Genomic DNA, 24,364 nt, shown 5'->3' with positions numbered 1-24,364 from the left:
GGAAAGCAGAGAGCGTAATAGGAGAATAGTATAAAGTAAATATTCGGATGCGGTGAACCGAAGATCATTACATCCAATCTGGCAGTAACGTTGTGGGGCGCTGTGCCAAGGATGGTCCGACTCTGCTCAAAGGATCCGTATTAACAGGTTGGATTCACGCCCATCTATACGGCATCTGGCCGGTGCGGCGGCGCCGCGCCAAGGGGCGCGTCGCCGCCGCACGGATTTGCCGCAATTATTCGGCGGCTTCGAGCGCTGGTGCTTCGTCTTTCGCCGCAGTTGCCGCGCGGGCGTTGGCGAAGCCAAGCACGCCGTCGTCGATCGCGCCGGTGCGCATGTCGACGCGATCCTGGATGTAATTCTGGTTGAGCCGCCAGGGCAGGGCATCGGCGTTTTTGGGCATGATGTGCAGCGAGCGCTGGATATAGCCCGACGAGAAATCGAAGATATTCTCTTCGGTCAGGCTGTCCGGATCGTCGAGGCGCGGGGTGGCGACGGTCGTGCCGGTCGCGTCCATATGATTGAGCACGCGGCAGACATATTCGGCGACGATATCGGCGCGCAGCGTCCAGCTTGCATTGAGATAACCGAACACCGCCGAAAAATTCGGGACGTTCGAGAACATGCACGCCTTGTAGTAGAAATGCTCGCTCCAGTCGACGAGCGCGCCATCGACGCGCACCGGAATCTTGCCCGCGACGGCAAGGTTGAGTCCGGTCGCGGTAACGATGATATCGGCGTCGAGATGCTTGCCCGATTTGAGCTGGATTCCGGTGGCGTCGAAACGGTCGATATGATCGGTGACGACCGAAGCTTTGTCGGCCTTGATCGCCTCGAAAAAATCGGCGTCGGGGACGAGGCAGAGCCTTTGCTCCCAGGGGTTGTACGGCGGCGTGAACGCCTCGGCATCATAGCGGTCACCAAGATTCTTCTTGATCTGCTTGGTCAGGAATTCTCGGACTTTTTCCGGTTTGGTGCGTGCCTTCTGGAAGACGATGTCCTGCATCTTCACATTCTTGTAGCGTGTGATCTTGTACGCCAGTTCCTCGGGCAGGATTTTGCGCAGGAAATTGGCGAGCGCGTCCTTGGCAGGCCGGATGGCGAACCACGTCGGAGTGCGCTGCAGCATCGTGACGTGCGCCGCCTTGTCCGACATCGCCGGGACGATCGTTACCGCGGTCGCACCCGACCCCACCACGACGACCTTCTTGCCAGTATAATCGAGATCCTTCGGCCAGAACTGCGGGTGCAGTATTCGGCCCTGGAAATCGTCGCGGCCGGTGAAATTGGCGTCGAACGGTGAATCATAGTCATAATAGCCAGCGCCGAGATACAGCCAGCGCGCCGTCGTTGTCGATGTCGCGCCGCTTGAGTCCTCCATCGTAACCGTCCAGCGCGCGGTCGCGCTGTCCCAGTCGGCACCAACGACCTTGCGATCGAAGCGGATGCGTTCGCGGATATGGCGTTCGTCGACGATGCGGTTCAGATATTCGAGGATCGCAGGGCCATCGGCGATCGTCTTTTCATGCTTCCACGGTTCGAAGACAAAACCCAGCGTGTGCATGTCACTGTCCGAGCGGATGCCGGGATAGCGGAAAAGATCCCAGGTGCCGCCCAGATCGGCGCGGCGCTCGACAAGCGCGAAGCTGCGCCCGGGGCTGTACTGCTGGAGGTGAACCGCCATGCCGATACCCGAAATGCCCGCGCCGACAATCAGTACATCCTGATCGACCGGCGCAGCCGCTGTGTCATTCGCGCGTTCCATGGTCGCGGTACCTGCCATGATTTCGTCTCCCATATGTCTTTAGGGTGCAGCTTACGCACCGCGTTGCATTTTGCAATGCATTAGACGGGGGAGCGTTGGGGGGCGAAGCATCCTTGTCGCTGTCACATTATTGTCATAGGGGCGAAACCCGATTGTAACCAACGGCGGCATGGCCCGCCCAAGAATAGGAAGGGACGAAAAATGCGCCAGATCGCGGTTCTTCCCTATCGTTTCGGTGGACCTGCGCAGGATGGACCGACCGAAGTGCTGCTGATTACCTCGCGCGAGACGAAGCGCTGGGTGATTCCCAAAGGCAACCCGCTAACCGGCATGACGCGCCACGCCGCCGCCGCGATCGAGGCGGAGGAAGAGGCCGGCGTGATCGGCGCGGTCTGCCCGACGCCGATCGGCAGCTATCAATATCGCAAACGCCGCGCTAACGGCGCGTCGGTGTTGCTCGACGTCGAGGTGTTTCCGCTCGCCGTCACCAGCGAACTTTCCGAATGGAAGGAAGAGGGTGAGCGCGACCGCCAGTGGTTTCCGTTCCACGCCGCCGCCGCGGCGGTCGAGGAACCCGATTTGCAGGCACTCATCCGATCGTTCGGCGACAGCGGCTTTCGCGCCGTGGCGCGGACCGGCGGGGTGGTGCAGAATGTTGCCGAGAAGACAGGGGTGAGTTGGATGTTCGCATGGTTTCAGCGCTTGCTGCCGCGACAGGGCAATTTTTTCGAATTGTTCGAAAGCCACGCGGCAACGCTAGTCGCGGGCGCCAATGCCTTGTCGCGCCTGTTGCAGGGTGGGCCGGGCATGGCCGACCATATCCAGGAAATCGTCGAGCGCGAGCATGACGCCGACGCGATCACCCGCGAAGTGCTGCAGACTGTGCGCCGCACCTTCCTGACCCCGTTCGACCGCAGTGCGATCACTGACCTGATCGCCTCGATGGACGACGCGATCGACGAGATGCAGAAGACGGCGGGCGCGATTGATCTGTACGACGTGACCGAGATCGAACCCGAAATGCGCGACATCGCCGGCATCATCGTCGATGCCGCACGGCTGACCGCCGAGGCGCTGCCGCTGCTGCGCAACATCGGCGCCAACGGGCCGCGGCTGCACGAACTGACCGAACGGCTGGTGCGTATGGAGGGGCATGCCGACGAAATCCATGCAGCCGGGTTGAAGCGCCTGTTCCAGGAACATGGCGAGACGAACACGATTCAGTTCATCATCCGGCGCGAGCTGTTCAGCCACCTCGAACGCGTCGTCGACCGGTTCGAGGATGTCGCGAACGAGATCGACGGCCTGGTCATCGACCACGCATAAGCGAGGGCACGCGCATGCATGAACTCGCATTTCCCCTGCTCGTCGGCCTCGTCATTCTGGCGCTGGCGTTCGATTTCCTCAACGGGCTGCATGACGCGGCGAACAGCATCGCGACGGTCGTCGCGACGCGGCTGCTTAAACCGGTGCAGGCGGTGCTGTTCGCCGCTTTCTTCAACTTTGCTGCCTATTTCCTGTCGGTCATCTTTCCCGAACTGCACAAGGTCGCCGAGACGATCGGCAAGGGGATCATCGACAAGGATCTGGTGACCCCCGCGGTGGTGTTCGGCGCGCTGGTCGGGGCGATGTTCTGGAACATCGTCACCTGGCTCAAGGGCATCCCGTCGTCGTCGAGCCACGCCCTCGTGGGCGGCATCGTCGGCGCGGGCGTCGCGCATGCCGGGTTCGAGGGGATCGAGTGGACCGGGCTCAACAAGACGGTGATCGCTATCTTCCTGTCGCCGATGCTCGGGATGCTGCTCGCGATGCTGGTGATGCTGCTCAGCAGCTGGGCGCTCCGCCGCGCCACCGCCAATTTCGCCGAAAGAACCTTTCGCCATCTCCATCTCTTCTCGTCGGCGGCCTATTCGATCAGCCACGGCCTCAACGACGCGCAAAAGACGATGGGGATCATCGCCGTACTGCTTTATTCGACCGGATATTTGCAGGGCGAGTTCCACGTGCCGCATTGGGTGGCGTTCAGCTGCTACGTCGCGATCGCGCTTGGCACATTGTCGGGCGGGTGGAAGATCATCGAGACGATGGGCGGCCGCATCACCAAGCTGTCGCACCATCAGGGCTTCGCCGCGTCGACCGGCGGGTCGATCATGGTGTTCACTGCCAGCCTGCTGGGTATCCCGGTGTCGACGACGCACACGATCACCGGCAGCATCATCGGCGCCGGCGTCGCCCGCCGCGCCAGCGCGGTGCGCTGGGGCGTAGCGAGCAATGTCGTCGCGGCTTGGTTCATCACCATCCCGGCGAGCGCGGTCGTCGCGGCGGCCTTTTACGGCCTGACGCGCCTGTTCTGAGCAGGGCGGGGTTGCGTTTGAATGAGAACGTAATAAGAACAACTCCTGCGATGAGATCGGGGAGAATGCGTGATGGCCGGTGATTTCGATTTCCAGATCGGCAGCTGGCGCGTGCGGCATCGCCGGTTGAAGATGCGCCTCGCGGACTGCAACGAATGGGAAGAGTTCGACGGGACGTGCGACATGCGCCCGATATTGGGTGGCGATGGCAATATCGAAGACAATGTCCTGCACATCGCCGGCGGATCCTATCGGGCCGTCGCCTTGCGATCCTTCGATCCCGTTCAGAAGAGCTGGGCGATCTGGTGGCTCGATGCGCGCAGCCCGCATGCGATCGACGTCCCCGTCATCGGCCGGTTCGAGGATGGGGTCGGGCATTTCTATGCCGACGATAGGCTCGACGGGCGTCCGATCCGGCTGCGTTTCATCTGGAGCCGCACCAACAGCGCCTCGCCGCGCTGGGAGCAGGCGATGTCGGCCGATGACGGCGCGACATGGGAAGTGAACTGGACGATGGATTTCACTCGGGCGTAGCGGGTCATTTCGCCGGGCGGTAGTCGATGCTGGCACCGCCGGTCATCTGTACCGGCAGGTAGAGGCCGTTGCCATAAGCCTTGATCTCGCCGATCGCGAAGCCTTCGACGGTTGTGCGAATGACAAAGGCGCCCTCGCGCCGCTGCCCGACCGCGCTGCGAATCTTGCCTTGGAGTTCGTCGAGATCGCGGGTGAAATTCTGACTCAGTGCGTCGGCGATCAGCGGCGCGAATTCCTCGCTGCGGCCGATCAGGATCAGCAGGTCGCCGCCGACACCGTCGCTGTCGCCATTGACCACCAGATCGGCAAAGCGGACCTGGGCGGAACCGGGTTCGTTGCGCGGGATCGCGGTCATCCAGATCCGCCCGTGGGTGGGCTTGCCAGTCCGGGCCTCCAGCTTGGCTTCAACGTCAACGCCCACTGCGATCCGGCCGCCGGGGGCGCCATAGATGGTCGACGGGCCGAATTTGACATCCATCGGACCGAGCTTGGGCAGCACGAAGGGCCGGGTCGCGCGCTTTGCGAGCGCGCGATCGACGACGGGCTGGAGCTGTGCATAGTCGGCAATCACCGGGACCCGCACGTCGAGATGCGGCTTGGGGGCCTGCCGCACCAGTTTCGGCAACGGCGTGGGCGACGGGTCGGCGGGGCGACCGGAAACGAAGGTTTCGGTCACCCCTTCGATCCCGAGGTTCAATTTGATGCGCTGGCCGTCGAGACGATAGCCGCCATAGAGGATGCGTTGCGGCATGACGCGCATCCACACCGGCGGATTCTGATGGTTCAGTTCCAGCGTGGTGAAGCTTTGCCGCCAGACGTCGGCGGCCTGTTTGCGGATGTCGATCTTCGCGATCTCGCGGTTCACGATGCCTTCGACGTCGCGCACGACGGGTTTGAGCCTCGCATCGGCCTCGTCGGTGAAGGTGATGCGCTTGCCGAGGAAATCGATGCCCGGGGCGCTGGTCCAGCCATAGGAGATGCGCGCTTTGCCGCGGTGTGCCAGTCGGGAGTGAGTTCGATGCGGACGCGGGCGTGCGCCATCGCGGCGCCGGTCGCGGTCTCGCCCTTCAACACCCCGCCGACGTCGCGTGCACTGACCCGGGCGTGGATCGGGACATCGACGACGATCTCGTCGCCTTCGCCGCGCAGCCGCAGCGGCCCGCGCGTGACCTGGCCGACGATGGTGCAGGGGATGGCGGGGGTGACCTTGACGCGCTTGCCGAACACCTTGACCCGCTGCGGCGCCACACACGCCTGTTCGCGCCGGTCGATCGTCCACAAGGTACGCGGTACCGCGCGTTCGAGCTCCTGCCGCAGCGGCGCGATGCTGGCGTTGATCGGGACGGCGATCAACGACGTCTGCGACGGCGAGGGTGCCTTGTCGGTCGCGCGCGGCGGCGCCTCGGCGCCCCCTTCGGCAGGGTTGCAGGCGGTGAGGGCGGTGGTCAGCAGCGCCATGGCGGCTGCCAGTGGGATTAGTCGCATGTGGTGCCCCTGATGCGGTCTTTCCTGTTCATAACGGCGGCCGGGTGATGCCGTTCCTTTGGGGGAGCAGAGCGGGACGAAAGGGGTGGAAATCTGCCCAACTTCACACTGAAATTGCGTTTTGTGCGGATGCCGTGCCTCCATCTCCTCGTCACCCCGGGCTCGACCCGGGGCCTGCCTGTTTTTGCGATGCTATGCCGTCAGGCAAGGCAGGCCCCGGGTCGAGCCCGGGGTGACGAGGAGGATTGCTTGCGCTGAGTCGCCGAGAACCGCGTAACTTCACACTGGAATCGGCTTTGGCGCGCCCGCCATTCGGAGTTGCGGCGGGCCTTAAAGCGACAAAAGATACGGACAGGCGAAGCGAAATTGTCTCCTTTGTCGCTTTAAGCAAAGTATTGCGCGCGCACTGAATGGCCGGATCGCGATCTATCGGGCGGTCATGCGAAATGGAGATAAAGATCGGCATGAGCAGACGCTATCGTGCAGAAGTTTTGTAGGACAGCGTTTTCTTGGTGGGAAGATTGGCCGTTTTCATCCCATTCCAAGGACTGTTGACGCTGGCCGACGACGGCATCATGCCGACAGAATGGAAACAACGACATCTTTGCTGCCGCCTGAGTTGAATGACGTGCTCCTAAGGCTTGGCGCGAAGCTCGAAACGGGAGATCTTCTCGATATTGAGGTTCAGGAAGTGGTTGAACAAATGGCCGGCTTATCGCCAGCTACGGTTGTCGAGTTTGACAATCACATCGCGGCTGCGGCCAAACTTTGGCATCGTCCGACTGGCAATCGCTTCCTGCCGAGACTGTGGGGCCGTTTATCTGACACGGAACAACTGCTTCGTACGCCTTTGCTCGAGTATATCTTCCTCTTTCACCGCGACGGCCGGCTGCGCGAGGCCGCCTTGCAAAGAGTGGTGAGTGGGATTCCGTCGGCATTTTTCTTCGCCGCAATTTGCTGGCGGTTGAACGATTGGGCCACACCTGTCCGGAAGGCGGCGGCGAAATGTGCCGAGCGATGTTTCCCGGTCACTAACCCCGCCGTCATCGCATCGGCCCTGTCGGAGTTGATGTATCGAAAGGACAGTTGGGGTCGCTGGCGGGATGAGCGTCAATTGTTTGAAGACCAGATGTCGCGTCCCGACGTCGCTCGCAGTCTTGTGGCGATCATTGCCAAGCGCCCGACCGGCGCAATGGCCAAGTTGCTGCGGTCGGCATCAAAGACGCCGCACCTCGACGGCTATCTGGAAGAAGTCTTTCTTGCCGCAGTCCAGCCTGCTGTGCGGGCAGCGGCTCTCACCATGTTGCTCAAACGTGAAGCGGTGTGGCCTGCCGGTCGCGGTTGGCAGTGGATCGACAAATCGATGGGATTGCGGCGTTGGGTCATGATCTTTGATCGCCGGGCGATCGATATCCCTACCGCTCTCGAAGACCTGATCGGCCGGGGTGTCGATGACAGATCTTCGATGGTCCGTGGTGTCGCGTTGTCCGGCGCTATTCGCCATTTGCGCGGAACCGCAATCGAGCGTGTTTATGCCGACAAGCTACAGCACGACCGGTCGAGATCCGTCCGCGATCGAGCCAAATTCATCCTCGATCACCCGGATTAGTTGATCACCCCGAACAGATCATGCTCGTCGGCGTCCTCGACCGCGACATCGACGATATCGCCAGCCTTGAGGGTTGCCGCGACGTCGCGGAGGTAGACGTGGCCGTCGATCTCGGGCGCGTCGGCCTGTGACCGCCCTGTCGCGCCGATGCTGCCGTCTTCGTCCGCCTCGCCGACTTCGTCGATGATGACGGGCAGGGTGCGGCCGATCTTGGCTTCGAGCTTGGCGGCGCTGATCGTGGCGGTTTTTTCCATGATGCGTTGGTAGCGCTCTTCCTTGAGCTCTTCGGGCACCTGATCGTCGAGCGCGTTCGCCTGCGCGCCGGCGACGGGTTCGAAGCGGAAGGCGCCGACGCGGTCGAGCTGGGCTTCGTCGAGCCAGTCGAGCAGATATTGGAAATCGGCCTCGGTCTCGCCGGGGAAGCCGACGACGAAGCTCGAGCGGATCGCGATGTCGGGAGCGATGTTGCGCCAGTTCTTGAGGCGTTCGAGCACCTTCGCTTCGTTGGCGGGGCGCTTCATGCGCTTGAGGACGCTGGGGCTGGCGTGCTGGAAGGGGATGTCGAGATAGGGGGTCAGCAGCCCCTCGGCCATCAACGGGATGACCGCGTCGACGTGGGGGTAGGGATAGACATAGTGGAGGCGCACCCATGGGGCGCGGCCTTCGCTGGTCTGAAGCTGGCCGAGTTCGCGCGCGAGGTCGGTCATATGGGCGCGGACTTCGCGCCCCTTCCACTGGCGCGGATCGTGGCGGGTATCGACGCCATAGGCCGAGGTGTCCTGGCTGATCACCAGCAGTTCCTTGGTCCCCGCGGCGACGAGCTTTTCGGCTTCGCGGAGGACGGCGTCGATGCGGCGGCTGACCAGTTTGCCGCGTAGATCGGGGATGATGCAGAAGGAGCAGCTGTGGTTGCAGCCTTCCGAAATCTTGAGATAGCTGTAGTGGCGCGGGGTGAGTTTCAGCCCGCCCTCGGGGACGAGGTCGACGAAGGGGCCTTGGGTCGGCGGCGCGGCTTCGTGGACGGCGTCGACGACCTGTTCATATTGATGCGCGCCGGTGACCGCGAGGACGTTGGGGAAGCGGGCGCGGATGACGTCGGCCTCGTTGCCCATGCAGCCGGTGACGATGACGCGGCCATTCTCGGCCATCGCCTCGCCGATCGCCTCGAGGCTTTCTTCCTTGGCGGAATCGAGGAAGCCGCAGGTGTTGACGAGGACGACGTCGGCGCCGGCATAGTCGGGCGACAAGCCATAGCCGTCGGCGCGCAGTTTCGTCAGAATCCGTTCGCTGTCGACGAGCGCTTTCGGACAGCCGAGCGAGACCATGCCGACCTTCGGCTGGGAGGGGAGGGTTTTGGTTGCCATGATTGGCGGCGCGCATAGTCGATTTTGCGTGGCTTGTCACGCGCGGCGCTTGGCGCCATGCCACGGGCTGGAATCGGCGATGCGAGGTGACAGATGGCGATAGGCGTGTTGGCGGCCGTTTCGGCGGCGATGGCAGTGGCGGCGGGCGCGTTCGGCGCGCATGGCGCGGCGGGGCCGCAGGAGGCCGAATGGCTGCGGACCGGCGGTATCTATCAGCTGGTTCACGCGGTTGCCGCGCTGGCGATCATGGGGGTCGCGCGCGGACCGGCGCTGACCTTGCTCGCGGGCGGCGCGATTTTTGGCGTGACGCTCTATGCGATGGCGTTGGGCGCGCCGAAATGGCTGGGCGCGGTGACGCCGATCGGCGGCACGCTGCTGATCATCGGCTGGCTGTGGGCGGGCTGGATTTACTGGCGGGGCTAGGGGCCGGACCCCAGGCAGCCTAGCCGCCCTAGCCGCCGGGAACGCTTGCCTCGCATTCTTCGCAGCGGATGACCTCGACGACCATGTCGCCGGCCTCGAGGCGCTGCGCCTCGGTTTCCCAGAAGCCATAGGGCTTGCCGCCGCGATAGATGCGCAAGCCGCGTCCCGCGCTTGCCAACTGGTCGATGCTGCGGCCGATTTCTTCGGCGCTGACCGGCCGTTCGCGGAGCTGAACGCGCCCGCCGATGCTGGCGAGGTCGGCCATATAGTCGGCGACATGCGCGCCCTGCGCCGATCCGGCGAGCAGCAGGCCGGTGAAGCTGACCGGGTTGATGACATTGTTCGCGCCCGCCTGGCGTGCGAGCAGTTCATTGTCCTGCGCGCGGATGACGACGCTGATCGGCACCTGCGGCGACAGGTGGCGGACGGTGAGGACCATCAGGATCGAGGTGTCGTCGCGTCCGGCGGACACCAGCACCGCCTGCGCGCGCGCGATCTGGACGTCGATCAGCGTGTCGTCGTTCGACGCATCGCCCTGCAGCACGTTGCAGCCCATCGCTTCGGCCTGCTCGATCCGCGTCCCCGACTGGTCGATGACGACGATGCAGCCGGGGTCGGTGCCGCGCGCGATCAGTTCCTTGACCGCTTCGCTGCCGCTGACGCCGAAGCCCAGGACGACGATATGGTTGGTGAGCTTTGCCTGGATGCGGGCCATACGCCATTTTTCCCATGTGCGCTTGAGGACGAAATTATAGGCGGTGCCGACGAAGATGAAGAGCACCATGATGCGGATCGGGGTGACGATGACCGCCTCGATCAGGCGTGAGCGGTCGGAGACGGGGGCGATGTCGCCGAAGCCGGTCGTCGTCACCGATATCATCGTGAAATAGACCACGTCGAGGAAGCTGATCTGGCCGTCGTGGCTGTCCTTCAGCCCCGCGCGGTCGATCCAGTGGACGAGCACGACGATGCCGATCAGGAAGAAGGCGACGCTGAGCCGTGCGATGACGTCGGCCCAGATCGGCCATTTGCTCGCGCGCTTCAGCGGGCGGAAGATATGCTGCATATGAAATTTGTCCGGCGGCCGCTTGCTCATCGTGCGGGCAGTTGCTTGAGCGGATCGACGGGGATGCGGTTCTTGCGCAGCTGGAAATGGAGCTGCGGGGTCTGGACCTGTCCGGTCGCGCCGGCGAGGCCGATGACGTCGCCCGCCTTGACCGACTGGCCGCGCCGGACGTCGAGTTGCTGGGCATGGCCATAGGCGCTGACCCAGCCGCCGCCATGATCGATCAGGATCAGCCCGCCATAGACCGCGATCTGGTCGCCGGCATAGGAGACGACGCCGTTGGCGACAGCATGGATCGGGGTGCCGGCGGGGGTCGCGATGTTGATGCCCTGGTTGACCTTGCCCGGCGCGAGGGGGCCGAATTTGGCGATGACCTTGCCCGGGACGGGCCAGACGAAGCGGCCGGTGAAGGCGGCGGGGGTGGCGATGGCGGCGGTGACCGGCTTGCGCGGGGCGGCGCTGGCGGCGGCGGGGGCCTTGTTGGCGGCGAGGGCGGGCTGGCTGCCGGTCGCGATATCGTCGATGTCGAGGCTGAACGCCGCGGCGCGGGTCGCGACATCGACCTGTTTGGGGGTGAGTGGTCGGGCATCGGCGGGCAGGCGCAGCCGCTGGCCGACGCGCAATATATAGGGTTCGGCGAGCGCGTTGATCGTGACGATCTCGCCCCAGTCGGCGCCATAGGCGTGCGCGATGCCGATGCCGGTCTCGCCCGCCGCGACGCGGTGATAGAGGCCGGCGGGAATGCGCAGCCGCTGGCCGGGAACGAGCGTGTAGGGCGGCGCGAGGTCGTTCTCCATCGCGATCGCTTCGGAACCGGCGTGGGTCATCTCGCCGATCGCGCGCAGCGTGTCGCCGGGGCGGACGGTGTAGAGACTGGCGGGAACCTCGCGAGCTTTGGCCGCGACGGGTTGGAGAACCCAGGTCGGCTTGCTGTCACCGCCCGCGACATCGTCATAGCCGAGCGGGTTGTTCGCGAGCGAAGGCGACGCGGGCGTGGCGACCACCGGCGGGGCGGGTTGTTGCGGCGGTGCCGACGCGGGGATGCAGGCGGCGAGCGGCGCCGCGAGCAGCGGTATAGCAAATATGCGATGGTGGTCCCCCATGCGCCTTCTTTGCCAAAGCCTTGACGGATTGACCAGCGGCGAGATGATCTCGGGATCGCCCCATGGCTTTGCCATGGGGAGGATTATTGGGGCGGTGTATCCGACACCGTCATCGCCTGGCCGGGGAAGGGGGTGACCAGCGCGCGGGCGTCCTTCCAGTCGGCGGTCAGCCAGCGTTCCTGCGCCTCGGCGGGCAGGATCAGCGGCATCGCGCCCGGATGATGGTGCGCGACCAGCCGGTTGGGGTCGGTTGTCAGCATCGCGAAGGTCGGGATTTCGTCGGCGAAGCGGATGATGCCCGCGATGGCGAAGATCGGCTGGTCCGCGACCGCGAACCAGTGCTGGCGCCGCGCGCCGTCCGGCCCCGACCAGAGTGCGAAGCTGGTCGCGGGGATCAGGCAGCGGAATTCGGTGTGGCGCAGCGTGCCGATCCAGAAGGGGCTGTCGAGGTTGCGCAGGCTGGTGATCGGGTCGGTGCCGCGCGGCGGTGGCGGCACGCCCCAGAACATCGGCCCGACCCGGCGCATGCGCCATTTCGCGTCACGGGTGACGATCGGTGCGGGACGTCCGGGCGCGACATAGTCGCCGGTCCACGGGTCCTTGCCCGCCTCGGCACCGAAACGTGCCGCGATGTCGGCGGCCGGGACGTCGAGGCGGTAGAGGCGGGTCATGGCTCATACGCCAATGCCCATTGGTTCCGTTCGTGTCGAGCGAAGTCGAGACACCCATAGGGATCGCACAACTTCGGCGTGTCTCGACTTCGCTCGACACGAACGGGATTTGAGGGCGGCTTGCACCCTCAAAGCAATATTAGCTGTAAGCCGCCCGCAATGCCGCCAGCGACGCATCGTGGGTCAGGTCGAGCTGGAGCGGGGTGACCGCGATATAGCCGTCGTCGATCGCTTCCAGATCGCTGTCGTGGCCGAGGCTGTGCTCGATACCGTGCAGCCCGAACCAGTAATAGCGATAGCCGCGCGGGTCGGTGCCTTCGACGATCGAGCCGCGGCCATAGTCGTGGAAGCCCTGGCGGGTGACGCGGATGCCCTTGACCGCGTCGGCGGGCAGGGCCGGGAAGTTGATGTTGATCATCGTGCGCGGCGCCATGTCCATGGCCAGCAGCGGGCGCAGCACCTTGGCGCCCCAGGCTTCGGCGGCGCCGAAGGGGACGGTGTCGCCCATGCCCTCTTTGGCGTAAACCTGGCTGAGCGCGATCGAGCGGATGCCCGCGAGCGCGCCTTCGATCGCCGCCGAGACCGTGCCCGAATAGGTCACATCGTCGCCGAGATTGGCGCCGCGGTTGACCCCCGAGAGGATGAGGTCGGGCTTTTCGGGCATCAGCTTGCCGATCGCCATCATCACCGAATCGGTCGGCGTGCCGGTGCACGACCAGCGGCGTTCGGCGTGCTGGCGGACGCGCACCGGGCGCGAGAGGGTCAGCGAATGGCCGGCGCCTGATTGTTCCTCGGCGGGGGCGCAGACCCAGATGTCGTCGCTGAGCTGGCGGGCGATCGTTTCGAGGACCGCGAAACCGGGAGCGTGATAGCCGTCGTCGTTGGTGAGGAGGATGCGCACGGTTCTTCTTTCTGTTCTTTCGTCATGCCGGGCTTGACCCGGCGCCCGCCATTTTCGCCTTCAAGAAGGCGGACCCCGGGTCAAGCCCGGGGTGACGTTGATTTAGCTTGCCGGTTCCAGCTTCGTGATCCCGCCCATGTAGGGAAGCAGCGCCTCCGGTATTGTGACACTGCCGTCGGCCTGCTGGTAGTTTTCGAGGATCGCGACGAGCGTGCGGCCGACCGCGAGGCCCGAGCCGTTGAGCGTGTGGACAAACTCATTGCCCTTCGCGCCCTCGCGGCGGAAGCGGGTGTTCATGCGCCGGGCCTGGAAATCGCCGCAGTTCGAACAGCTCGAAATCTCGCGATAGGCGTTCTGGCCGGGCAGCCAGACTTCGAGGTCATAGGTCTTGCGCGCGGCGAAACCCATGTCGCCGGCGCAGAGCAGCATTTTGCGATAGGGCAGGCCTAGCCCTTCGAGGATCAGTTCGGCGGCGCGGGTCTTGCGTTCGAGTTCGGCGTCGCTGTCCTCGGGACGGACGATCGAGACCAGCTCGACCTTCCAGAATTGGTGCTGGCGGATATAGCCGCGCGTGTCGCGGCCCGCCGATCCGGCTTCGGAGCGGAAGCAGGGGGTCAGCGCGGTCATGCGGATCGGGAGCTGCTCTTCGGGCAGAATCTCTTCGCGCACCGCGTTGGTCAGGCTCATTTCCGACGTCGAGATCAGCCAGCGGCCGTCGGTGGTCTGAAACAGATCCTCGCGGAACTTGGGGAGCTGGGTCGTGCCGAACGCCGCCTCGTCGCGCACCATCAGCGGGGTCGCGCATTCGGTGTAACCCTGCTCGATCGTCTGGCGGTCGATCATATATTGGCCAAGCGCGCGTTCGAGGCGTGCCATCTGACCGCGGAGGAAGGCGAAGCGCGCGCCTGACATCTTCGCCGCCGTCTCGAAATCGAGGCCGAGCGCGGGGGCGAAATCGGCGTGTTCCTGCGGCGCGAAGTCGAAGCTGCGCGGGGTACCCCAGCGCGAGATTTCGACATTGCCGTCCTCGTCCTCGCCCTCGGGCACGTCGGCGGCGGGCAGGTTGGGGAGGGCGGCGAGCCTGTCCTGCAGCGCCGCGAGTTGCTCGCGCTCGGCGGTTTCCTGCGCCGGGAGCGCGATTTTGAGGTCCGCGACCTCGGCCTTCAGCGCCTCGGCTCGGTCCTTGTCGCCCTGCGCCATCGCCTGGCCGATCAGCTTCGACGCTTCGTTGCGCCGTGCGAGCGCGCCTTGCATGTCGGTCTGCAGCGCGCGCAGCGATGCGTCCATCGTCAGGATTTCGGTGGACAGGGGTTCGAGACCACGGCGCGCGAGGCCGGCGTCGAACGCTTGCGGGTTATCCCGGATCAGGCGGATATCGTGCATGGCCGCGCTATGACGGCGCGGGTGGCGGCGCGCAACCCCGTGCGCCTCAAAACCGTAGCCCTGAGCCTGTCGAAGGGCGCTTCTCGGATAGGCGCCCTTCGACAGGCTCAGGGCTACGGTGTTTGACTCAGGGCCGTTCCAGTAGCGCCGCAAGCTGGCCGATTGCCGTCCCCCAGCCGAGCTGAAAGCCCATCTCGTCATGCTTGGCGCTGTCCTCGGGGTTCTTGTGGAGGACGCGCGCCGCGTAGAGCGTGCCGCCGTCCTGCGCCTCGAAGGTCAGGATCGCGGTGATCGCGAGCCAGGGTTCGGTGGGTTGCCAGCCTTCGGTGAGGACGGTGGTGAAGACGAGCCTTCTCTCGGGTACCGCCTCGAGGAAGCAGCCGTCGACGTGCGGCTGAAACGCGCCGTCGCCCTCGCGCATCCGGGTAACGAAACCGCCGCCGGGGCGCAGGTCGAGCTTGTCGACGCGGCATTCGATCGGTGCGGGAATCCACCATGCAGCGAGCTTGGCGGGGTCGCTCCAGGCGTCCCACACCGCCGACGGCGGTGCCTTGATCAGGCGCGAAATGGTCAGTTCGGTTTCGTTGCTCATGGGCTCTTCTCCTGGGGGATTTGCGATTCGACGAAGGCGGCGAGGCGGTCGGTGCGGCCCTGCCAGATGGCGCGCTGCTGCGAGAGCCAGCTTTCGGCTGCCGTGAGGCGGTCCTCGTTGATGTGGCAGGTCCGCACGCGGCCCCGTTTCTCGGACCGGATCAGTCCCGAGGTTTCGAGCACCGTCAGATGCTTGAGGAAGGCGGGAAGGCCCATCGCGAAGGGTTCGGCCAGCCGCTTCACGGGCGCCGCGCCTTTGAGCAGGCGGCTGATGACCGCGCGGCGAGTCGGATCGGCGAGGGCGTGGAAGACGGTGTCGAGGGGTGTTTGTTGGTTTACCATCTAGTGAACCATATGAAACAGTTTTCCATATGGCAAACTGTTTCTGCGGCGCCAAGAAAAAGGGCCACCCTTGCGGGCGGCCCTTGAAATGGTGGTCCGGATCGGACCTCCAGTGGATGGCTTATGCGGCGTCCTGTTCCTGGCCGTTGCTGTTCGCGGCCCGGCGGCGCGCGACGAGCGCGGCGGCGGCGGCGCCGAAGAGCAGGAGCATCGGCGGGGCCGGAACCGGGGTCGGGGTGCCCGACGAACCGCTGCTGGTACCGCCCGAGCTCGACGACGAGGAGGAACTCGATGACGAGCTGCTGCTCGACGAGGACGAAGAGGAACTGCTGCCGGTCGAACCGAAGCTGCTGCTCCCGCCGGTCGCGCCCGACGAGGTGGCCCCCGACGACGTGCTGCTGCTCGAGGACGAAGACGAAGAAGAGCTCGACGAGGACGAGCTGCTGCCGCCCGAACCACCCGAGCTGCCGTGCGACGAACCGCCCCAGCCCGAACTGCCGTGCGACGAGCCGCCTTTCGACGAATTGCCATGCGACGAACCGCCGTGCGAGCTGCCGCCATGCGACGAGCCGCCCTTCGACGAGTTGCCGCCGCCCGACGACGAGGAACTCGACGACGAAGAGGAGGAGGAGGAGCTCGACGACGAACTGCTGCTCGACGAGGAGGTCGAGACGTTGCCAGACGACGTGCTGACATTGCCCGACGAGGTCGAGACGCTGCCGGTCGAGGTCGACACGCTGCCGGTCGAAGTCGACACGCTGCCCGTCGAGGTGCTCACACCGCCGGTTGAGGTCGAAACATCGACATTGCCCGTGGAGGTCGAGACGCTGCCGGTCGAGGTCGAGACGCCCGACGAGGTGCTCGACGAGGTGCTCACGCCGCCGGTCGTCGTCGAGGTGACGACGATGCTGCCGCTGCTGCCGCCGCCGCTCGATCCGCCGAAGAAACCGCCAAAGAAGCCGCCGCCGAAGCCGCCGCCAAAGCCGCCGCCGACCACGGTGACACCGCCGCCACCGCCGCCGCCGCCTTCCCAGCCGCCGCGCTGCGGGAAGGGCGCATAGGGGATCGGGGGCAGGGGGATCGTCTGGGTGACGACCTGGGTCTGCGGAGTTACGGTGCGGATAACGCGCTTCGTCGTGACGACGCGGCGCACGCGCTTGACCGGCTTCTTCGCCGCATGGCGCTTGCGCACGACGGGTTTGCCGGCGCAGGGCGAACAGGACTTGGTCGTTTGCGCCCGTGCCGCCGGCACGTCGCTGATCTGCATCGCGCCGGTACCGATGATCGCACCGCCGCAGGTGCAGGCGCAGAGCTTTGCGAGGGCCATTCGGACAGACATAGGTTTCTCTCTCTTTTCCCGTTGCTTGGTGGGAAGGTGCCACACCCCGACACCCGCTTGCACCTGTTCTGGGGCCAAAAGGCCAAAGCTTTGTGAACGCCGCAATTGCGTTAACCGCGTTTGACTGTCCGACAGCGGGAAAAGGAGGGCGGAATCAACTCCTGTCAGACCCACTGTCCCAAAACGGAACGGAAGTTTGGGCGATTCCCCGGCTGTGGTTAACCCGGGTGCCGAAAACAGGCGTTCGGCGACCGCGATGGCGACCGACGAGAATCGCATCGGCATCGACGGCGGTTCAGCCTTGCTTCACCCCGCAAACGCCATTCACCGCTTCGACGCTTGTATCGCATCCAACGGCTGGTTATAGGCGCGCGCACTCCCCCGGTCCGCCATGCCCGGCGGTCCGCGAGACGAAAGGACGCAAGAGCCCGTCATGCCGACACAGACCGCCGACATTGGCGCCGACGCGCTCCGCGAAGCCAAATCCAACCTCGATACGGACTACGTCCCCCGCGACGACGAGCCGTTCATGAACGAACGGCAGCAGGACTATTTCCGCGGCCTTCTGGTCGCCTGGAAAAGGTCGATCCTGTCCGAATCCGAATCGACGCTCGCCCAGCTTCAGGACGGTCCGCTGCGCGAACCCGACCTGGCCGACCGCGCGTCGAGCGAAACCGACTGGGCGATCGAACTGCGAACCCGCGACCGTCAGCGCAAGCTGATCTCGAAAATTGACTCGGCGATCCGCCGCCTCGACGAGGGCGAATATGGCTATTGCGCGGTGACCGGCGAGCCGATCTCGCTCGCGCGGCTCCAGGCACGCCCGATTGCGACGATGACGCTCGAGGCGCAGGAACGCCACGAGCGCAACGAGCGGATCTCGCGCGAGGACTGATCGAAGACCGGCAGTGTCTGCCCCAGAGTGGGACGGACCGGCGAAATTTACGTTTCCGCAAGGGCTGCGCCCTAGATTCGCTATCCTGACTTTTAACGCGGGGAACGGGTCGCAATGGAATCGCGCGTGCCGACATCGATAGACGAAGAAGTGGCGGCGCTGTCGCGCAGCGCCGATCGGGACAGCCTGTTCATGCAGGCGAGGGTGGCGATGGCCGGAAAACCCGAACCGATTCTTGTCCGCGTTCGCAATCTGTCGGCGGGCGGCATGCTCGCCGAAAGCCCGATTTCGGTCGTGCAGGGTGCGGTGGTCGAGATCGAACTGCGCAATGTCGGACATGTGCCCGGGCGCATCGTATGGACCGGCGACAAGAAATTCGGGATCGCCTTCGACCGCGCGGTCAATCCGCAGGCGGTGCGCCGCGACGTGGCGCCGCAAAAGGAGGATGTGCCGCCGACGCTGGCCGGCCTTCGTTTGAATAAGGGCCGACCGCCGATCCGTCCGCGCTGACCCGTTCCGCGTTCGGAAGGCGCAGCGGGCGATCAGCGGCCGAACCTGGCGCGATCGTCAGCCGTTCGCGAACAGCTCTTCCTTGATTTTCAGCTTCTGCTTTTTCATCTGAGCCAGCAGGCCCACATCGGGGGCCGGTCGCCGTTCTTCATTCGCAATTTTCGCATCGAGGTCCGCGTGGCGGGACTTCAGGGCGGAAAGGTGCGACATGTTCATCGGCCAGTCTCCTTCATTTTTCGACTCGGTTGGCAGGACCGAATAAAACATGGATCACAGAGTTTGTCGCGCCGTTAACGCGGCGATTCGGTCAGCCGGTCCCCGTTGCGGATAGATTGTGATCGTGGCAGGAAGCGGCGCGTGAACCCCGACGAGATCAGCCAGCGCCTCGAGCTTCTTCGTATCGAGCATCGTGACCTCGATGCGGCGATCGCCGCGCTCGGCGTGACGGTGGTTCCCGACCAGCTGCAACTGGCTCGACTCAAAAAGAAAAAGCTGCGGCTGCGCGACGAGATCGCGTGGTGCGAGGACCAGTTGATCCCCGACATCATCGCCTGACCCGCGGCGTCATCCGACTCAAAATGGGACGGGCTTTCGAAATATTGGTTAGCGCCGTTGCAGGCATGGCGCCGGCCGTGGCATTTCCCGCCGCATGAACAGGGGCGTTTCAGAATTGGCGACGATCGGCCTGCCGGTGCGGCGTGCCCAGGTCGAAAATCTCTATGTCGAGGCGATGGTGCTGGCCGACGAAGCGCACACCGCCTTCGCCGCCGCGCGTGACCTGGGGGTGGTCGGCGTCGGGGGCACGCGTGACAGCCTGCTTCAGATCGGGCTTGCCTGCGAATCGCTCAAGACGACAACACGGCTGATGCACATCATCGCCTGGCTGCTCCATCGCCGCGCGATGATCGGCGGCGATCCCGGAGCCGGGCCGAACGACAGCGCGGCGCGCATCGGCGAACCCGTCGTCGCCGACTGGGACATCTGCGTCCGGTTCGACGACCCCGTCCGCCGGATCATCGCCGCGAGCGAGCGCCTGTTCGAACGCATCGCGGCGATCGAGGCGGGATGGGACGCGCCCGTCGCCGCGCCGCCGGTGCAGGCGATGCTGGCGCGGCTGGAAGCGCGGCTTTGAGCTTTGGCTGATTGGCGGCGGCTTTGGGGTGGGGAGTGGACGTCGCCTCATTTTCCGTCGTCATCCCGGACTTGATCCGGGATCCCGCTTTTTAAGGCATCAGCAGGCTTCAGCCTCAAGCGGGACCCCGGATCAAGTCCGGGGTGACGAAACAAGAAAGGCCGACTCTCGCTTGTTAACAGTCAGCCGGCCAGCCACTCGATCCATGCGCCATGGGCGTGCGCGCGGCCGAGCATCTTTGGTGCGCCATCGCCCGGCCAGTGGCGCACCACGAGTTCGTGATGGTGCACGGTGCGGTTCGCTTCGAGTGCGATCCAGGCGAGCGGACGCTCCGCGGTGGCGCGGGCGCCGGCGGCCTCCATCGCCGCGGTGACGCGCGCCTGCTGATCGGCGGGGACATATTGCCAGACGATCGAATGCATCAGGGCGCGCGTCGTGCCCGCGGCCTGCGGTTTCGCAAGTTCGGCCTCGACAAAATCGGCGGCATTGCTGTGGACGATGTCGGGTTTCTGCGCGGTCGCGGCGGCGATCGCGGCCTCCATGCGTGCGAAGCGGATATGATGCTCGGGCCAGATATAGGCTTTCAGACGCAGCGCCTGCGCCGGGTCGGTGAGGTCGACGGGGGCGACGTCGCAGCCTCTGGTGCCCAGGATTTCGATCTTGTGCTGTGGCGGATGGCGCCCACGCCATTCGGGGGTGAAGGCCATCGCGCCGGGCAAAGGCCCGACCTGCACGCCCGCGAGATCATAATGATAGCGCGCGAGCATCAGGTTGATCCCGGCGCTCGACCCGATTTCGAGGCACTGGAAATGCGGCGGCAGGCCTTGTTCGGTTAGCCAGAGCATCGCGGCGATGAAGTTCGACGAGCGCCCCGCCTCGTTGGTCTGCGGCGGGCCGTCGAGCCAGGGGAGGAGCGCCGCCTCGTGCCGCTGCACCGTGCCCGCGACGATCGCGGCGTCGTTGATCCCCTCGGCATCGGCGTAGATGGGGGCGAGTTCGTGCGCGATCCCCGCGAGGTGCAGCGCATGCAGCCCGCCCGCGGCGCGCAGGGGCAGGGCATCGGCGAGCGGCGGACCTTGCCATTCGGCGATCCGCCGCGCGAATTCGGTCGCGGGCGTGTCGAGCAGGGTCGCGATCGCGGCGACGATGCGCGCGGTCACCGGCGCGTCGTTGGCCCGGCAATAAAGCACCTGGTTGGCGAAGGCGCCGCGTACCGCGTCGGCGCCGGTGTCGCCAAGTTCCATCGGCTGGGGTCGCTCGCTCATTGCCCTTTCTCCCGGGCCCGCTTATGGGCTGGCGCGCTTATGCCCGAACCCATCATCTTTGCCATCCCGAAAGGGCGGATTCTCGACGAGGCGTTGCCGTTGCTGGCCAAGGTCGGCATCGAACCTGCAGCGGACTTCTTCGATCCGAAGAGCCGTGCGCTGGTGTTCGCGACCAACCAGCCGCATGTTTCGCTGATCCGCGTGCGCGCCTTCGACGTCGCGACCTTCGTCGCGCATGGCGCGGCGCAGCTCGGTATCGTCGGCTCGGACGTGATCGACGAGTTCGACTACAGCGAGCTTTACGCGCCGGTCGACCTTGGCATCGGCCATTGCCGCCTGTCGCTTGCCGGCCCGGCGGACAGCGCGCCGCCGGGGCTGGGGTCGAGCCATATCCGCGTCGCGACCAAATATCCCGCGACGACGCGCCGCTGGTTCGCCGCGCAGGGCATCCAGGCCGAATGCATCAAGCTGAACGGTGCGATGGAGATCGCGCCGAAGCTGGGGCTCGCTTCGCACATCGTCGATCTGGTTTCGACCGGACGAACTTTGGTCGAGAACGCGCTCGCCGAGCAGACGATCATCAGCGAGGTGTCGGCGCGGCTGATCGTCAACCGCGCCGCGTTCAAGCTGCGCTCGGCAGAAGTGCCGGCGCTGGTCGAACAGTTCCGTCAGGCGGTGGGCGATGCGGCGGCTTGATGCCTCCGAACCCGGTTTCGCGGCCGCGTTCGATGCGCTCGTCAACGATCGGCGCGAAAGCACATCCGACGTGTCGGCCGACGTCGCGGCGATCATCGCGCGGGTGAAGGCCGAGGGCGATGCCGCGCTCGCCGATTATACCGCGAAGTTCGACCGCTTCGATCTCGACGCGAGCGGGTGGAGCATTTCGAAAGCGGACTGCGCCGCGGCTTACGACGCGCTCGCACCCGAACTGCGCGATGCGTTGAATCTCGCGGCCGACCGCATCCGCGCCTATCATGCCGCGCAGTTGCCCGAAGACCGCGACTATCGCGACGCGGCGGGTGCGCGGCTCGGCGCGCGCTGGAACGCGGTCGATGCCGCGGGGGTCTATGTTCCCGGCGGGCGCGCTGCCTATCCCTCGTCGGTGCTGATGAACATCATTCCCGCGAAGGTCGCCGGGGTCGGGCGGATCGTGATGATGACCCCGACCCCGGGCGGCGAGGTCAATCCGGTGGTGATGGCCGCGGCACATATCGGCGGGGTCGACGAAATCTGGCGGATCGGCGGCGCGCAGGCGGTCGCGGCGCTCGCTTATGGCACCGACAGGATCGCGCCGGTCGACGTCGTCACCGGCCCGGGCAATGCCTGGGTCGCCGAGGCGAAGCGGCAGGTTTACGGGGTCGTCGGCATCGACATGGTCGCGGGGCCGAGCGAGATCGTCGTCGTCGCCGACAATCGGAATGCACCGCATGTGATCGCCGCCGACCTTCTGAGCCAGGCCGAACATGATCCGACGAGCCAGTCGATCCTGTTCACCGACGATGCCGCGTTCGGCGAGGCGGTGGCGGCGGCGGTCGCCGAGGTCATTCCGACGCTCGCAACCGCGCGCACGATGGAAGCGAGCTGGGCCGACAATGGCGCGGTGATTGTCGTGTCGACCCTCGCCGAGGCAATCCCGCTCTGCGATCGACTGGCGCCCGAACATCTCGAGCTCGCGGTCGATGCCGATGTTGCCGACGCGCTGTTCGCCAAGGTCCGCCACGCGGGGTCGGTCTTCCTCGGTCGTCATACCCCCGAAGCGATCGGCGATTATGTCGCGGGTCCCAACCACGTCCTGCCGACCGGACGCCGCGCGCGCTTTTCGAGCGGGCTGTCGGTCGGCGACTTCATGAAGCGCACCAGCTTCCTCGCGCTGGACGAATCGGCGCTGGCTGCTATTGGCCCCGCTGCCGTTGCGCTCGCGGGCGCCGAGGGGCTGCCCGCCCACGCGCTCAGCGTCCAGAACAGATTGAAACCATAGCTTTTGAACCCTCATGTTCGTCATCCCGGCGAAGGCCGGGATCTCGCCTCCGCCTTCATGATGCAAGGCTGAGATCCCGGCCTTCGCCGGGATGACGATTTAAGTTAGAGTAGATGCCATGAACAAACGCGCCCAATCCCGCTCCGCCGCCCGGCTCGCCGCCGTCCAGGCGCTGTACCAGCACGAGATGGAGGCGACCCCGGTCGCCCGGCTGATCCATGAATTCCATCAGCACCGGATCGGCGCGACGATCGAGGATGCCGAATATGCCGACGCCGACCTCGCCTTCTTCGACGATGTGGTGAAGGGCGCGCTGGCGCGGCTCCCCGAAATCGACGCGGCGATCGTCGCGCGGCTGGCGAGCGGCTGGTCGATGGAGCGGCTCGACCGCACGATGAAGGCGATCCTGCGCGCCGGCACCTATGAACTGTTCGCGCGCGGCGATGTGCCGGTCGGCGCGGTGGTCAGCGAATATGTCGACGTCGCGAAGGCGTTTTTCGATGCGCGCGAGGCCGGGTTCGCCAACGGGCTACTCGATGCGATCGGCAAGGATGCGCGCAAGCCTTCCTAAAAATTCCCGTTCGTGCCGAGCGAAGTCGAGACACGTGAAGCCTAGCGCGTCCCAAGCGTGTCTCGACTTCGCTCGACACGAACGGAATTAGGGCACATTGTTTCGGCGAGAGGGTCGTAATGTCCGAAGCCGATTTCATCGCCCGCCTGCAGGCCATCGCGACAGATCCCGCCGCGCGCGGGCTGGTCGATGATGCCGCGGTGCTCGGCGACCTCGTGCTTACCCACGACATGATCGTCGAGGGAATCCACTTCCTGCCCGACGACACGCCGCAGGATGTCGCATGGAAACTCGTCGCGGTGAACCTGTCCGATCTTGCCGCCAAGGGCGCCGCGCCGATCGGGGTGCTGGTCGGCTACAGCCTCGGCGACGATGACTGGAACGCGGCCTTCGTCGACGGGCTCGATGTCGCGCTGCGGCGGTTCGGGATCGTCCTGCTCGGCGGCGACACGGTGCGGGTGCCGGCGGGGACGCCGCGCAGCTTTGGCCTGACCGCGATCGGCCGTGCGCCGGCGGGCGGCGCGCCGTCGCGCGGCGGGGTGAAGCCCGGCGACCAGCTGTGGGTGACCGGGACGATCGGCAATGCGGGGCTCGGCCTCGCGATGCGGCTCGGGCAGGTCGAACCGAACGAAACCTGCCTCGCGGCCTATCGCCGCCCGCAGCCGCAGCTGACCTTTGGCCGGGCGGTGGTTCCGCATGTCCATGCGATGATGGATGTTTCCGACGGCCTGCTGATCGACGCGCAGCGGATGGCGGCGGCGAGCGGGTGCGAGCTTGGGATCATGCTCGAATCGATACCCTTGTCGGCGGCGCTGCTCGCGGTGCGGCCCGATATCCTCGACACGCGCCTCGCCGCGGCGACGGCGGGCGACGATTACCAGCTGCTTTTCGCGGCCGACCCGGGCGCGGCGGCGGCGATCCGCGAGATATCGGCGGGGCTGAATGTCGCGGTCACGCCGGTCGGCCACGCCGGGGTCGGCACGGGAATCATGCTGACCCACCGCGCGCAGCGGATCGCGCTGCCCGCGCATCTCGGTTTCATGCACTGAGCGCGAAAGCCCCGCGAAACGGCCGAATAACCGG

General features: G+C 65.5%; 27 protein-coding genes. 14 read left to right on the top strand and 13 right to left on the bottom strand.

All coding sequences use genetic code 11. The annotated features are described in order from the left end of the window. Positions 1-235: 235 nt before the first annotated feature. Complete coding sequence (locus AC3WS4_RS02345) at positions 236-1,783, bottom strand: flavin-containing monooxygenase (protein ID WP_492740001.1); 1,548 nt, start codon at positions 1,781-1,783, stop codon at positions 236-238. Positions 1,784-1,966: 183 nt separating this feature from the next. Between AC3WS4_RS02345 and AC3WS4_RS02340 the strand changes: the two genes are divergently transcribed. The 3 genes from AC3WS4_RS02340 to AC3WS4_RS02330 all read left to right on the top strand — a co-directional run bounded on the left by AC3WS4_RS02340 (position 1,967) and on the right by AC3WS4_RS02330 (position 4,653). Further along, positions 1,967-3,091: a DUF47 family protein gene (locus AC3WS4_RS02340; protein ID WP_162248596.1), complete on the top strand. Its 1,125-nt coding sequence runs from the start codon at positions 1,967-1,969 to the stop codon at positions 3,089-3,091. A gap of 14 nt (positions 3,092-3,105) precedes the next feature. Then, the gene (locus AC3WS4_RS02335) at positions 3,106-4,119 is read left to right on the top strand and encodes an inorganic phosphate transporter (RefSeq protein WP_492740003.1); all 1,014 of its coding nucleotides are present in this window, start codon (positions 3,106-3,108) and stop codon (positions 4,117-4,119) included. Positions 4,120-4,191: 72 nt separating this feature from the next. Continuing rightward, on the top strand, positions 4,192-4,653 hold the full coding sequence (locus AC3WS4_RS02330; protein WP_492740004.1) for a DUF1579 domain-containing protein: 462 nt from the start codon (positions 4,192-4,194) through the stop codon (positions 4,651-4,653). Between the two features lie 4 nt (positions 4,654-4,657). On the opposite strand, the gene AC3WS4_RS02325 is transcribed toward AC3WS4_RS02330, so the two are convergent. Both AC3WS4_RS02325 and AC3WS4_RS02320 read right to left on the bottom strand, forming a co-directional pair. Beyond that, the gene (locus tag AC3WS4_RS02325) at positions 4,658-5,581 is read right to left on the bottom strand and encodes a DUF4403 family protein (RefSeq protein WP_492742721.1); all 924 of its coding nucleotides are present in this window, start codon (positions 5,579-5,581) and stop codon (positions 4,658-4,660) included. Next, positions 5,515-6,138, bottom strand: a complete 624-nt coding sequence (locus AC3WS4_RS02320) for a DUF4403 family protein (protein ID WP_492740006.1) — start codon at positions 6,136-6,138, stop codon at positions 5,515-5,517. Before AC3WS4_RS02320 ends, AC3WS4_RS02325 begins: the two co-directional genes overlap by 67 nt. A 586-nt stretch (positions 6,139-6,724) precedes the next feature. On the opposite strand from AC3WS4_RS02320, the gene AC3WS4_RS02315 reads away from it, so the two are divergent. Beyond that, positions 6,725-7,747: a hypothetical protein gene (locus AC3WS4_RS02315; RefSeq protein WP_492740007.1), complete on the top strand. Its 1,023-nt coding sequence runs from the start codon at positions 6,725-6,727 to the stop codon at positions 7,745-7,747. Here AC3WS4_RS02315 and rimO read toward each other — a convergent pair. Next, positions 7,744-9,111: a 30S ribosomal protein S12 methylthiotransferase RimO gene (rimO, locus tag AC3WS4_RS02310; RefSeq protein WP_492740008.1), complete on the bottom strand. Its 1,368-nt coding sequence runs from the start codon at positions 9,109-9,111 to the stop codon at positions 7,744-7,746. The genes AC3WS4_RS02315 and rimO overlap by 4 nt on opposite strands. Positions 9,112-9,204: 93 nt before the next feature. Here rimO and AC3WS4_RS02305 point away from each other — a divergent pair, with 93 nt between their 5' ends. After that, entirely contained in the window at positions 9,205-9,534 is a 330-nt protein-coding gene (locus tag AC3WS4_RS02305) for a DUF423 domain-containing protein (RefSeq protein WP_056349062.1), read from the top strand. A 28-nt stretch (positions 9,535-9,562) separates the two neighbouring features. Here the strand turns inward: AC3WS4_RS02305 and AC3WS4_RS02300 are convergent, their stop codons facing one another. From AC3WS4_RS02300 to AC3WS4_RS02270, 7 genes are all read right to left on the bottom strand, one after another. Next, positions 9,563-10,630, bottom strand: coding sequence for a potassium channel family protein (locus AC3WS4_RS02300; RefSeq protein ID WP_492740009.1), 1,068 nt, complete (start codon positions 10,628-10,630; stop codon positions 9,563-9,565). Continuing rightward, positions 10,627-11,703, bottom strand: a complete 1,077-nt coding sequence (locus tag AC3WS4_RS02295; RefSeq protein ID WP_492740012.1) for a peptidoglycan DD-metalloendopeptidase family protein — start codon at positions 11,701-11,703, stop codon at positions 10,627-10,629. The genes AC3WS4_RS02300 and AC3WS4_RS02295 overlap by 4 nt, the downstream gene beginning before the upstream one ends. Positions 11,704-11,786: 83 nt before the next feature. Beyond that, a complete protein-coding gene (locus AC3WS4_RS02290) occupies positions 11,787-12,374 on the bottom strand; it encodes an SOS response-associated peptidase (protein ID WP_492740014.1) in 588 nt (195 codons plus the stop codon). 139 nt (positions 12,375-12,513) lie between these two features. After that, complete coding sequence (gene surE, locus AC3WS4_RS02285; RefSeq protein ID WP_492740015.1) at positions 12,514-13,275, bottom strand: 5'/3'-nucleotidase SurE; 762 nt, start codon at positions 13,273-13,275, stop codon at positions 12,514-12,516. A gap of 102 nt (positions 13,276-13,377) precedes the next feature. Then, complete coding sequence (serS, locus tag AC3WS4_RS02280; RefSeq protein WP_492740016.1) at positions 13,378-14,658, bottom strand: serine--tRNA ligase; 1,281 nt, start codon at positions 14,656-14,658, stop codon at positions 13,378-13,380. Positions 14,659-14,785: 127 nt separating this feature from the next. Next, the gene (locus AC3WS4_RS02275) at positions 14,786-15,250 is read right to left on the bottom strand and encodes an SRPBCC family protein (RefSeq protein WP_492740017.1); all 465 of its coding nucleotides are present in this window, start codon (positions 15,248-15,250) and stop codon (positions 14,786-14,788) included. Beyond that, positions 15,247-15,591 carry an ArsR/SmtB family transcription factor gene (locus AC3WS4_RS02270; RefSeq protein ID WP_492740018.1) on the bottom strand — a complete coding sequence of 115 codons (345 nt, stop codon included), beginning with the start codon at positions 15,589-15,591 and terminating at the stop codon, positions 15,247-15,249. Before AC3WS4_RS02270 ends, AC3WS4_RS02275 begins: the two co-directional genes overlap by 4 nt. A gap of 116 nt (positions 15,592-15,707) precedes the next feature. Between AC3WS4_RS02270 and AC3WS4_RS02265 the strand changes: the two genes are divergently transcribed. The 3 genes from AC3WS4_RS02265 to AC3WS4_RS02255 all read left to right on the top strand — a co-directional run bounded on the left by AC3WS4_RS02265 (position 15,708) and on the right by AC3WS4_RS02255 (position 18,335). Beyond that, positions 15,708-16,652, top strand: a complete 945-nt coding sequence (locus AC3WS4_RS02265; protein ID WP_492742603.1) for a hypothetical protein — start codon at positions 15,708-15,710, stop codon at positions 16,650-16,652. A 711-nt stretch (positions 16,653-17,363) separates the two neighbouring features. Further along, positions 17,364-17,825, top strand: a complete 462-nt coding sequence (dksA, locus tag AC3WS4_RS02260; protein WP_056349089.1) for an RNA polymerase-binding protein DksA — start codon at positions 17,364-17,366, stop codon at positions 17,823-17,825. Positions 17,826-17,951: 126 nt separating this feature from the next. Continuing rightward, entirely contained in the window at positions 17,952-18,335 is a 384-nt protein-coding gene (locus AC3WS4_RS02255) for a PilZ domain-containing protein (protein WP_235535698.1), read from the top strand. A 57-nt stretch (positions 18,336-18,392) separates the two neighbouring features. Here the strand turns inward: AC3WS4_RS02255 and AC3WS4_RS02250 are convergent, their stop codons facing one another. Next, positions 18,393-18,551, bottom strand: coding sequence for a YdcH family protein (locus tag AC3WS4_RS02250; protein ID WP_082545256.1), 159 nt, complete (start codon positions 18,549-18,551; stop codon positions 18,393-18,395). 141 nt (positions 18,552-18,692) lie between these two features. Between AC3WS4_RS02250 and AC3WS4_RS02245 the strand changes: the two genes are divergently transcribed. Next, the gene (locus AC3WS4_RS02245; protein ID WP_056349099.1) at positions 18,693-18,890 is read left to right on the top strand and encodes a YdcH family protein; all 198 of its coding nucleotides are present in this window, start codon (positions 18,693-18,695) and stop codon (positions 18,888-18,890) included. Positions 18,891-18,984: 94 nt separating this feature from the next. Next, positions 18,985-19,467, top strand: coding sequence for a DUF1465 family protein (locus AC3WS4_RS02240; protein ID WP_262408120.1), 483 nt, complete (start codon positions 18,985-18,987; stop codon positions 19,465-19,467). A gap of 182 nt (positions 19,468-19,649) precedes the next feature. Here the strand turns inward: AC3WS4_RS02240 and AC3WS4_RS02235 are convergent, their stop codons facing one another. Then, positions 19,650-20,732 (bottom strand): DUF2332 domain-containing protein, encoded by a 1,083-nt coding sequence (locus AC3WS4_RS02235; protein ID WP_492740022.1) that lies wholly within the window; start codon positions 20,730-20,732, stop codon positions 19,650-19,652. Positions 20,733-20,771: 39 nt separating this feature from the next. Between AC3WS4_RS02235 and hisG the strand changes: the two genes are divergently transcribed. The 4 genes from hisG (at position 20,772) to thiL (ending at position 24,330) form a co-directional block, all read left to right on the top strand. Continuing rightward, a complete protein-coding gene (gene hisG, locus AC3WS4_RS02230) occupies positions 20,772-21,428 on the top strand; it encodes an ATP phosphoribosyltransferase (protein ID WP_492740024.1) in 657 nt (218 codons plus the stop codon). Continuing rightward, positions 21,415-22,710, top strand: a complete 1,296-nt coding sequence (gene hisD / locus AC3WS4_RS02225; protein ID WP_492740025.1) for a histidinol dehydrogenase — start codon at positions 21,415-21,417, stop codon at positions 22,708-22,710. Before hisG ends, hisD begins: the two co-directional genes overlap by 14 nt. A 118-nt stretch (positions 22,711-22,828) precedes the next feature. Beyond that, on the top strand, positions 22,829-23,281 hold the full coding sequence (gene nusB / locus AC3WS4_RS02220) for a transcription antitermination factor NusB (protein WP_056349111.1): 453 nt from the start codon (positions 22,829-22,831) through the stop codon (positions 23,279-23,281). A 119-nt stretch (positions 23,282-23,400) separates the two neighbouring features. Then, a complete protein-coding gene (thiL, locus tag AC3WS4_RS02215) occupies positions 23,401-24,330 on the top strand; it encodes a thiamine-phosphate kinase (protein ID WP_187142321.1) in 930 nt (309 codons plus the stop codon). Positions 24,331-24,364: the final 34 nt, after the last annotated feature.

It is taken from the genome of Sphingopyxis sp. EU05-FHT14B03 (genome assembly GCF_058790875.1).
The sequence above is the reverse complement of the archived record's forward strand: the minus strand, read 5'-3'. Positions and strand labels throughout refer to the sequence as shown.

Coding starts and splice junctions, on each gene's coding strand:
- AC3WS4_RS02235 (WP_492740022.1), bottom strand. CDS start 20,732: ATGAGCGAGCGACCCCAGCCGATGGAACTTGGCGACACCGGCGCCGAC.
- AC3WS4_RS02340 (WP_162248596.1), top strand. CDS start 1,967: ATGCGCCAGATCGCGGTTCTTCCCTATCGTTTCGGTGGACCTGCGCAG.
- AC3WS4_RS02275 (WP_492740017.1), bottom strand. CDS start 15,250: ATGAGCAACGAAACCGAACTGACCATTTCGCGCCTGATCAAGGCACCG.
- AC3WS4_RS02320 (WP_492740006.1), bottom strand. CDS start 6,138: ATGCGACTAATCCCACTGGCAGCCGCCATGGCGCTGCTGACCACCGCC.
- serS (WP_492740016.1), bottom strand. CDS start 14,658: ATGCACGATATCCGCCTGATCCGGGATAACCCGCAAGCGTTCGACGCC.
- AC3WS4_RS02290 (WP_492740014.1), bottom strand. CDS start 12,374: ATGACCCGCCTCTACCGCCTCGACGTCCCGGCCGCCGACATCGCGGCA.
- AC3WS4_RS02265 (WP_492742603.1), top strand. CDS start 15,708: ATGGCTTATGCGGCGTCCTGTTCCTGGCCGTTGCTGTTCGCGGCCCGG.
- AC3WS4_RS02300 (WP_492740009.1), bottom strand. CDS start 10,630: ATGAGCAAGCGGCCGCCGGACAAATTTCATATGCAGCATATCTTCCGC.
- AC3WS4_RS02315 (WP_492740007.1), top strand. CDS start 6,725: ATGGAAACAACGACATCTTTGCTGCCGCCTGAGTTGAATGACGTGCTC.
- AC3WS4_RS02240 (WP_262408120.1), top strand. CDS start 18,985: ATGAACAGGGGCGTTTCAGAATTGGCGACGATCGGCCTGCCGGTGCGG.
- thiL (WP_187142321.1), top strand. CDS start 23,401: ATGTCCGAAGCCGATTTCATCGCCCGCCTGCAGGCCATCGCGACAGAT.
- hisG (WP_492740024.1), top strand. CDS start 20,772: ATGCCCGAACCCATCATCTTTGCCATCCCGAAAGGGCGGATTCTCGAC.
- AC3WS4_RS02250 (WP_082545256.1), bottom strand. CDS start 18,551: ATGAACATGTCGCACCTTTCCGCCCTGAAGTCCCGCCACGCGGACCTC.
- nusB (WP_056349111.1), top strand. CDS start 22,829: ATGAACAAACGCGCCCAATCCCGCTCCGCCGCCCGGCTCGCCGCCGTC.
- hisD (WP_492740025.1), top strand. CDS start 21,415: ATGCGGCGGCTTGATGCCTCCGAACCCGGTTTCGCGGCCGCGTTCGAT.
- AC3WS4_RS02305 (WP_056349062.1), top strand. CDS start 9,205: ATGGCGATAGGCGTGTTGGCGGCCGTTTCGGCGGCGATGGCAGTGGCG.
- AC3WS4_RS02335 (WP_492740003.1), top strand. CDS start 3,106: ATGCATGAACTCGCATTTCCCCTGCTCGTCGGCCTCGTCATTCTGGCG.
- AC3WS4_RS02295 (WP_492740012.1), bottom strand. CDS start 11,703: ATGGGGGACCACCATCGCATATTTGCTATACCGCTGCTCGCGGCGCCG.
- AC3WS4_RS02330 (WP_492740004.1), top strand. CDS start 4,192: ATGGCCGGTGATTTCGATTTCCAGATCGGCAGCTGGCGCGTGCGGCAT.
- AC3WS4_RS02270 (WP_492740018.1), bottom strand. CDS start 15,591: ATGGTAAACCAACAAACACCCCTCGACACCGTCTTCCACGCCCTCGCC.
- rimO (WP_492740008.1), bottom strand. CDS start 9,111: ATGGCAACCAAAACCCTCCCCTCCCAGCCGAAGGTCGGCATGGTCTCG.
- AC3WS4_RS02345 (WP_492740001.1), bottom strand. CDS start 1,783: ATGGCAGGTACCGCGACCATGGAACGCGCGAATGACACAGCGGCTGCG.
- dksA (WP_056349089.1), top strand. CDS start 17,364: ATGCCGACACAGACCGCCGACATTGGCGCCGACGCGCTCCGCGAAGCC.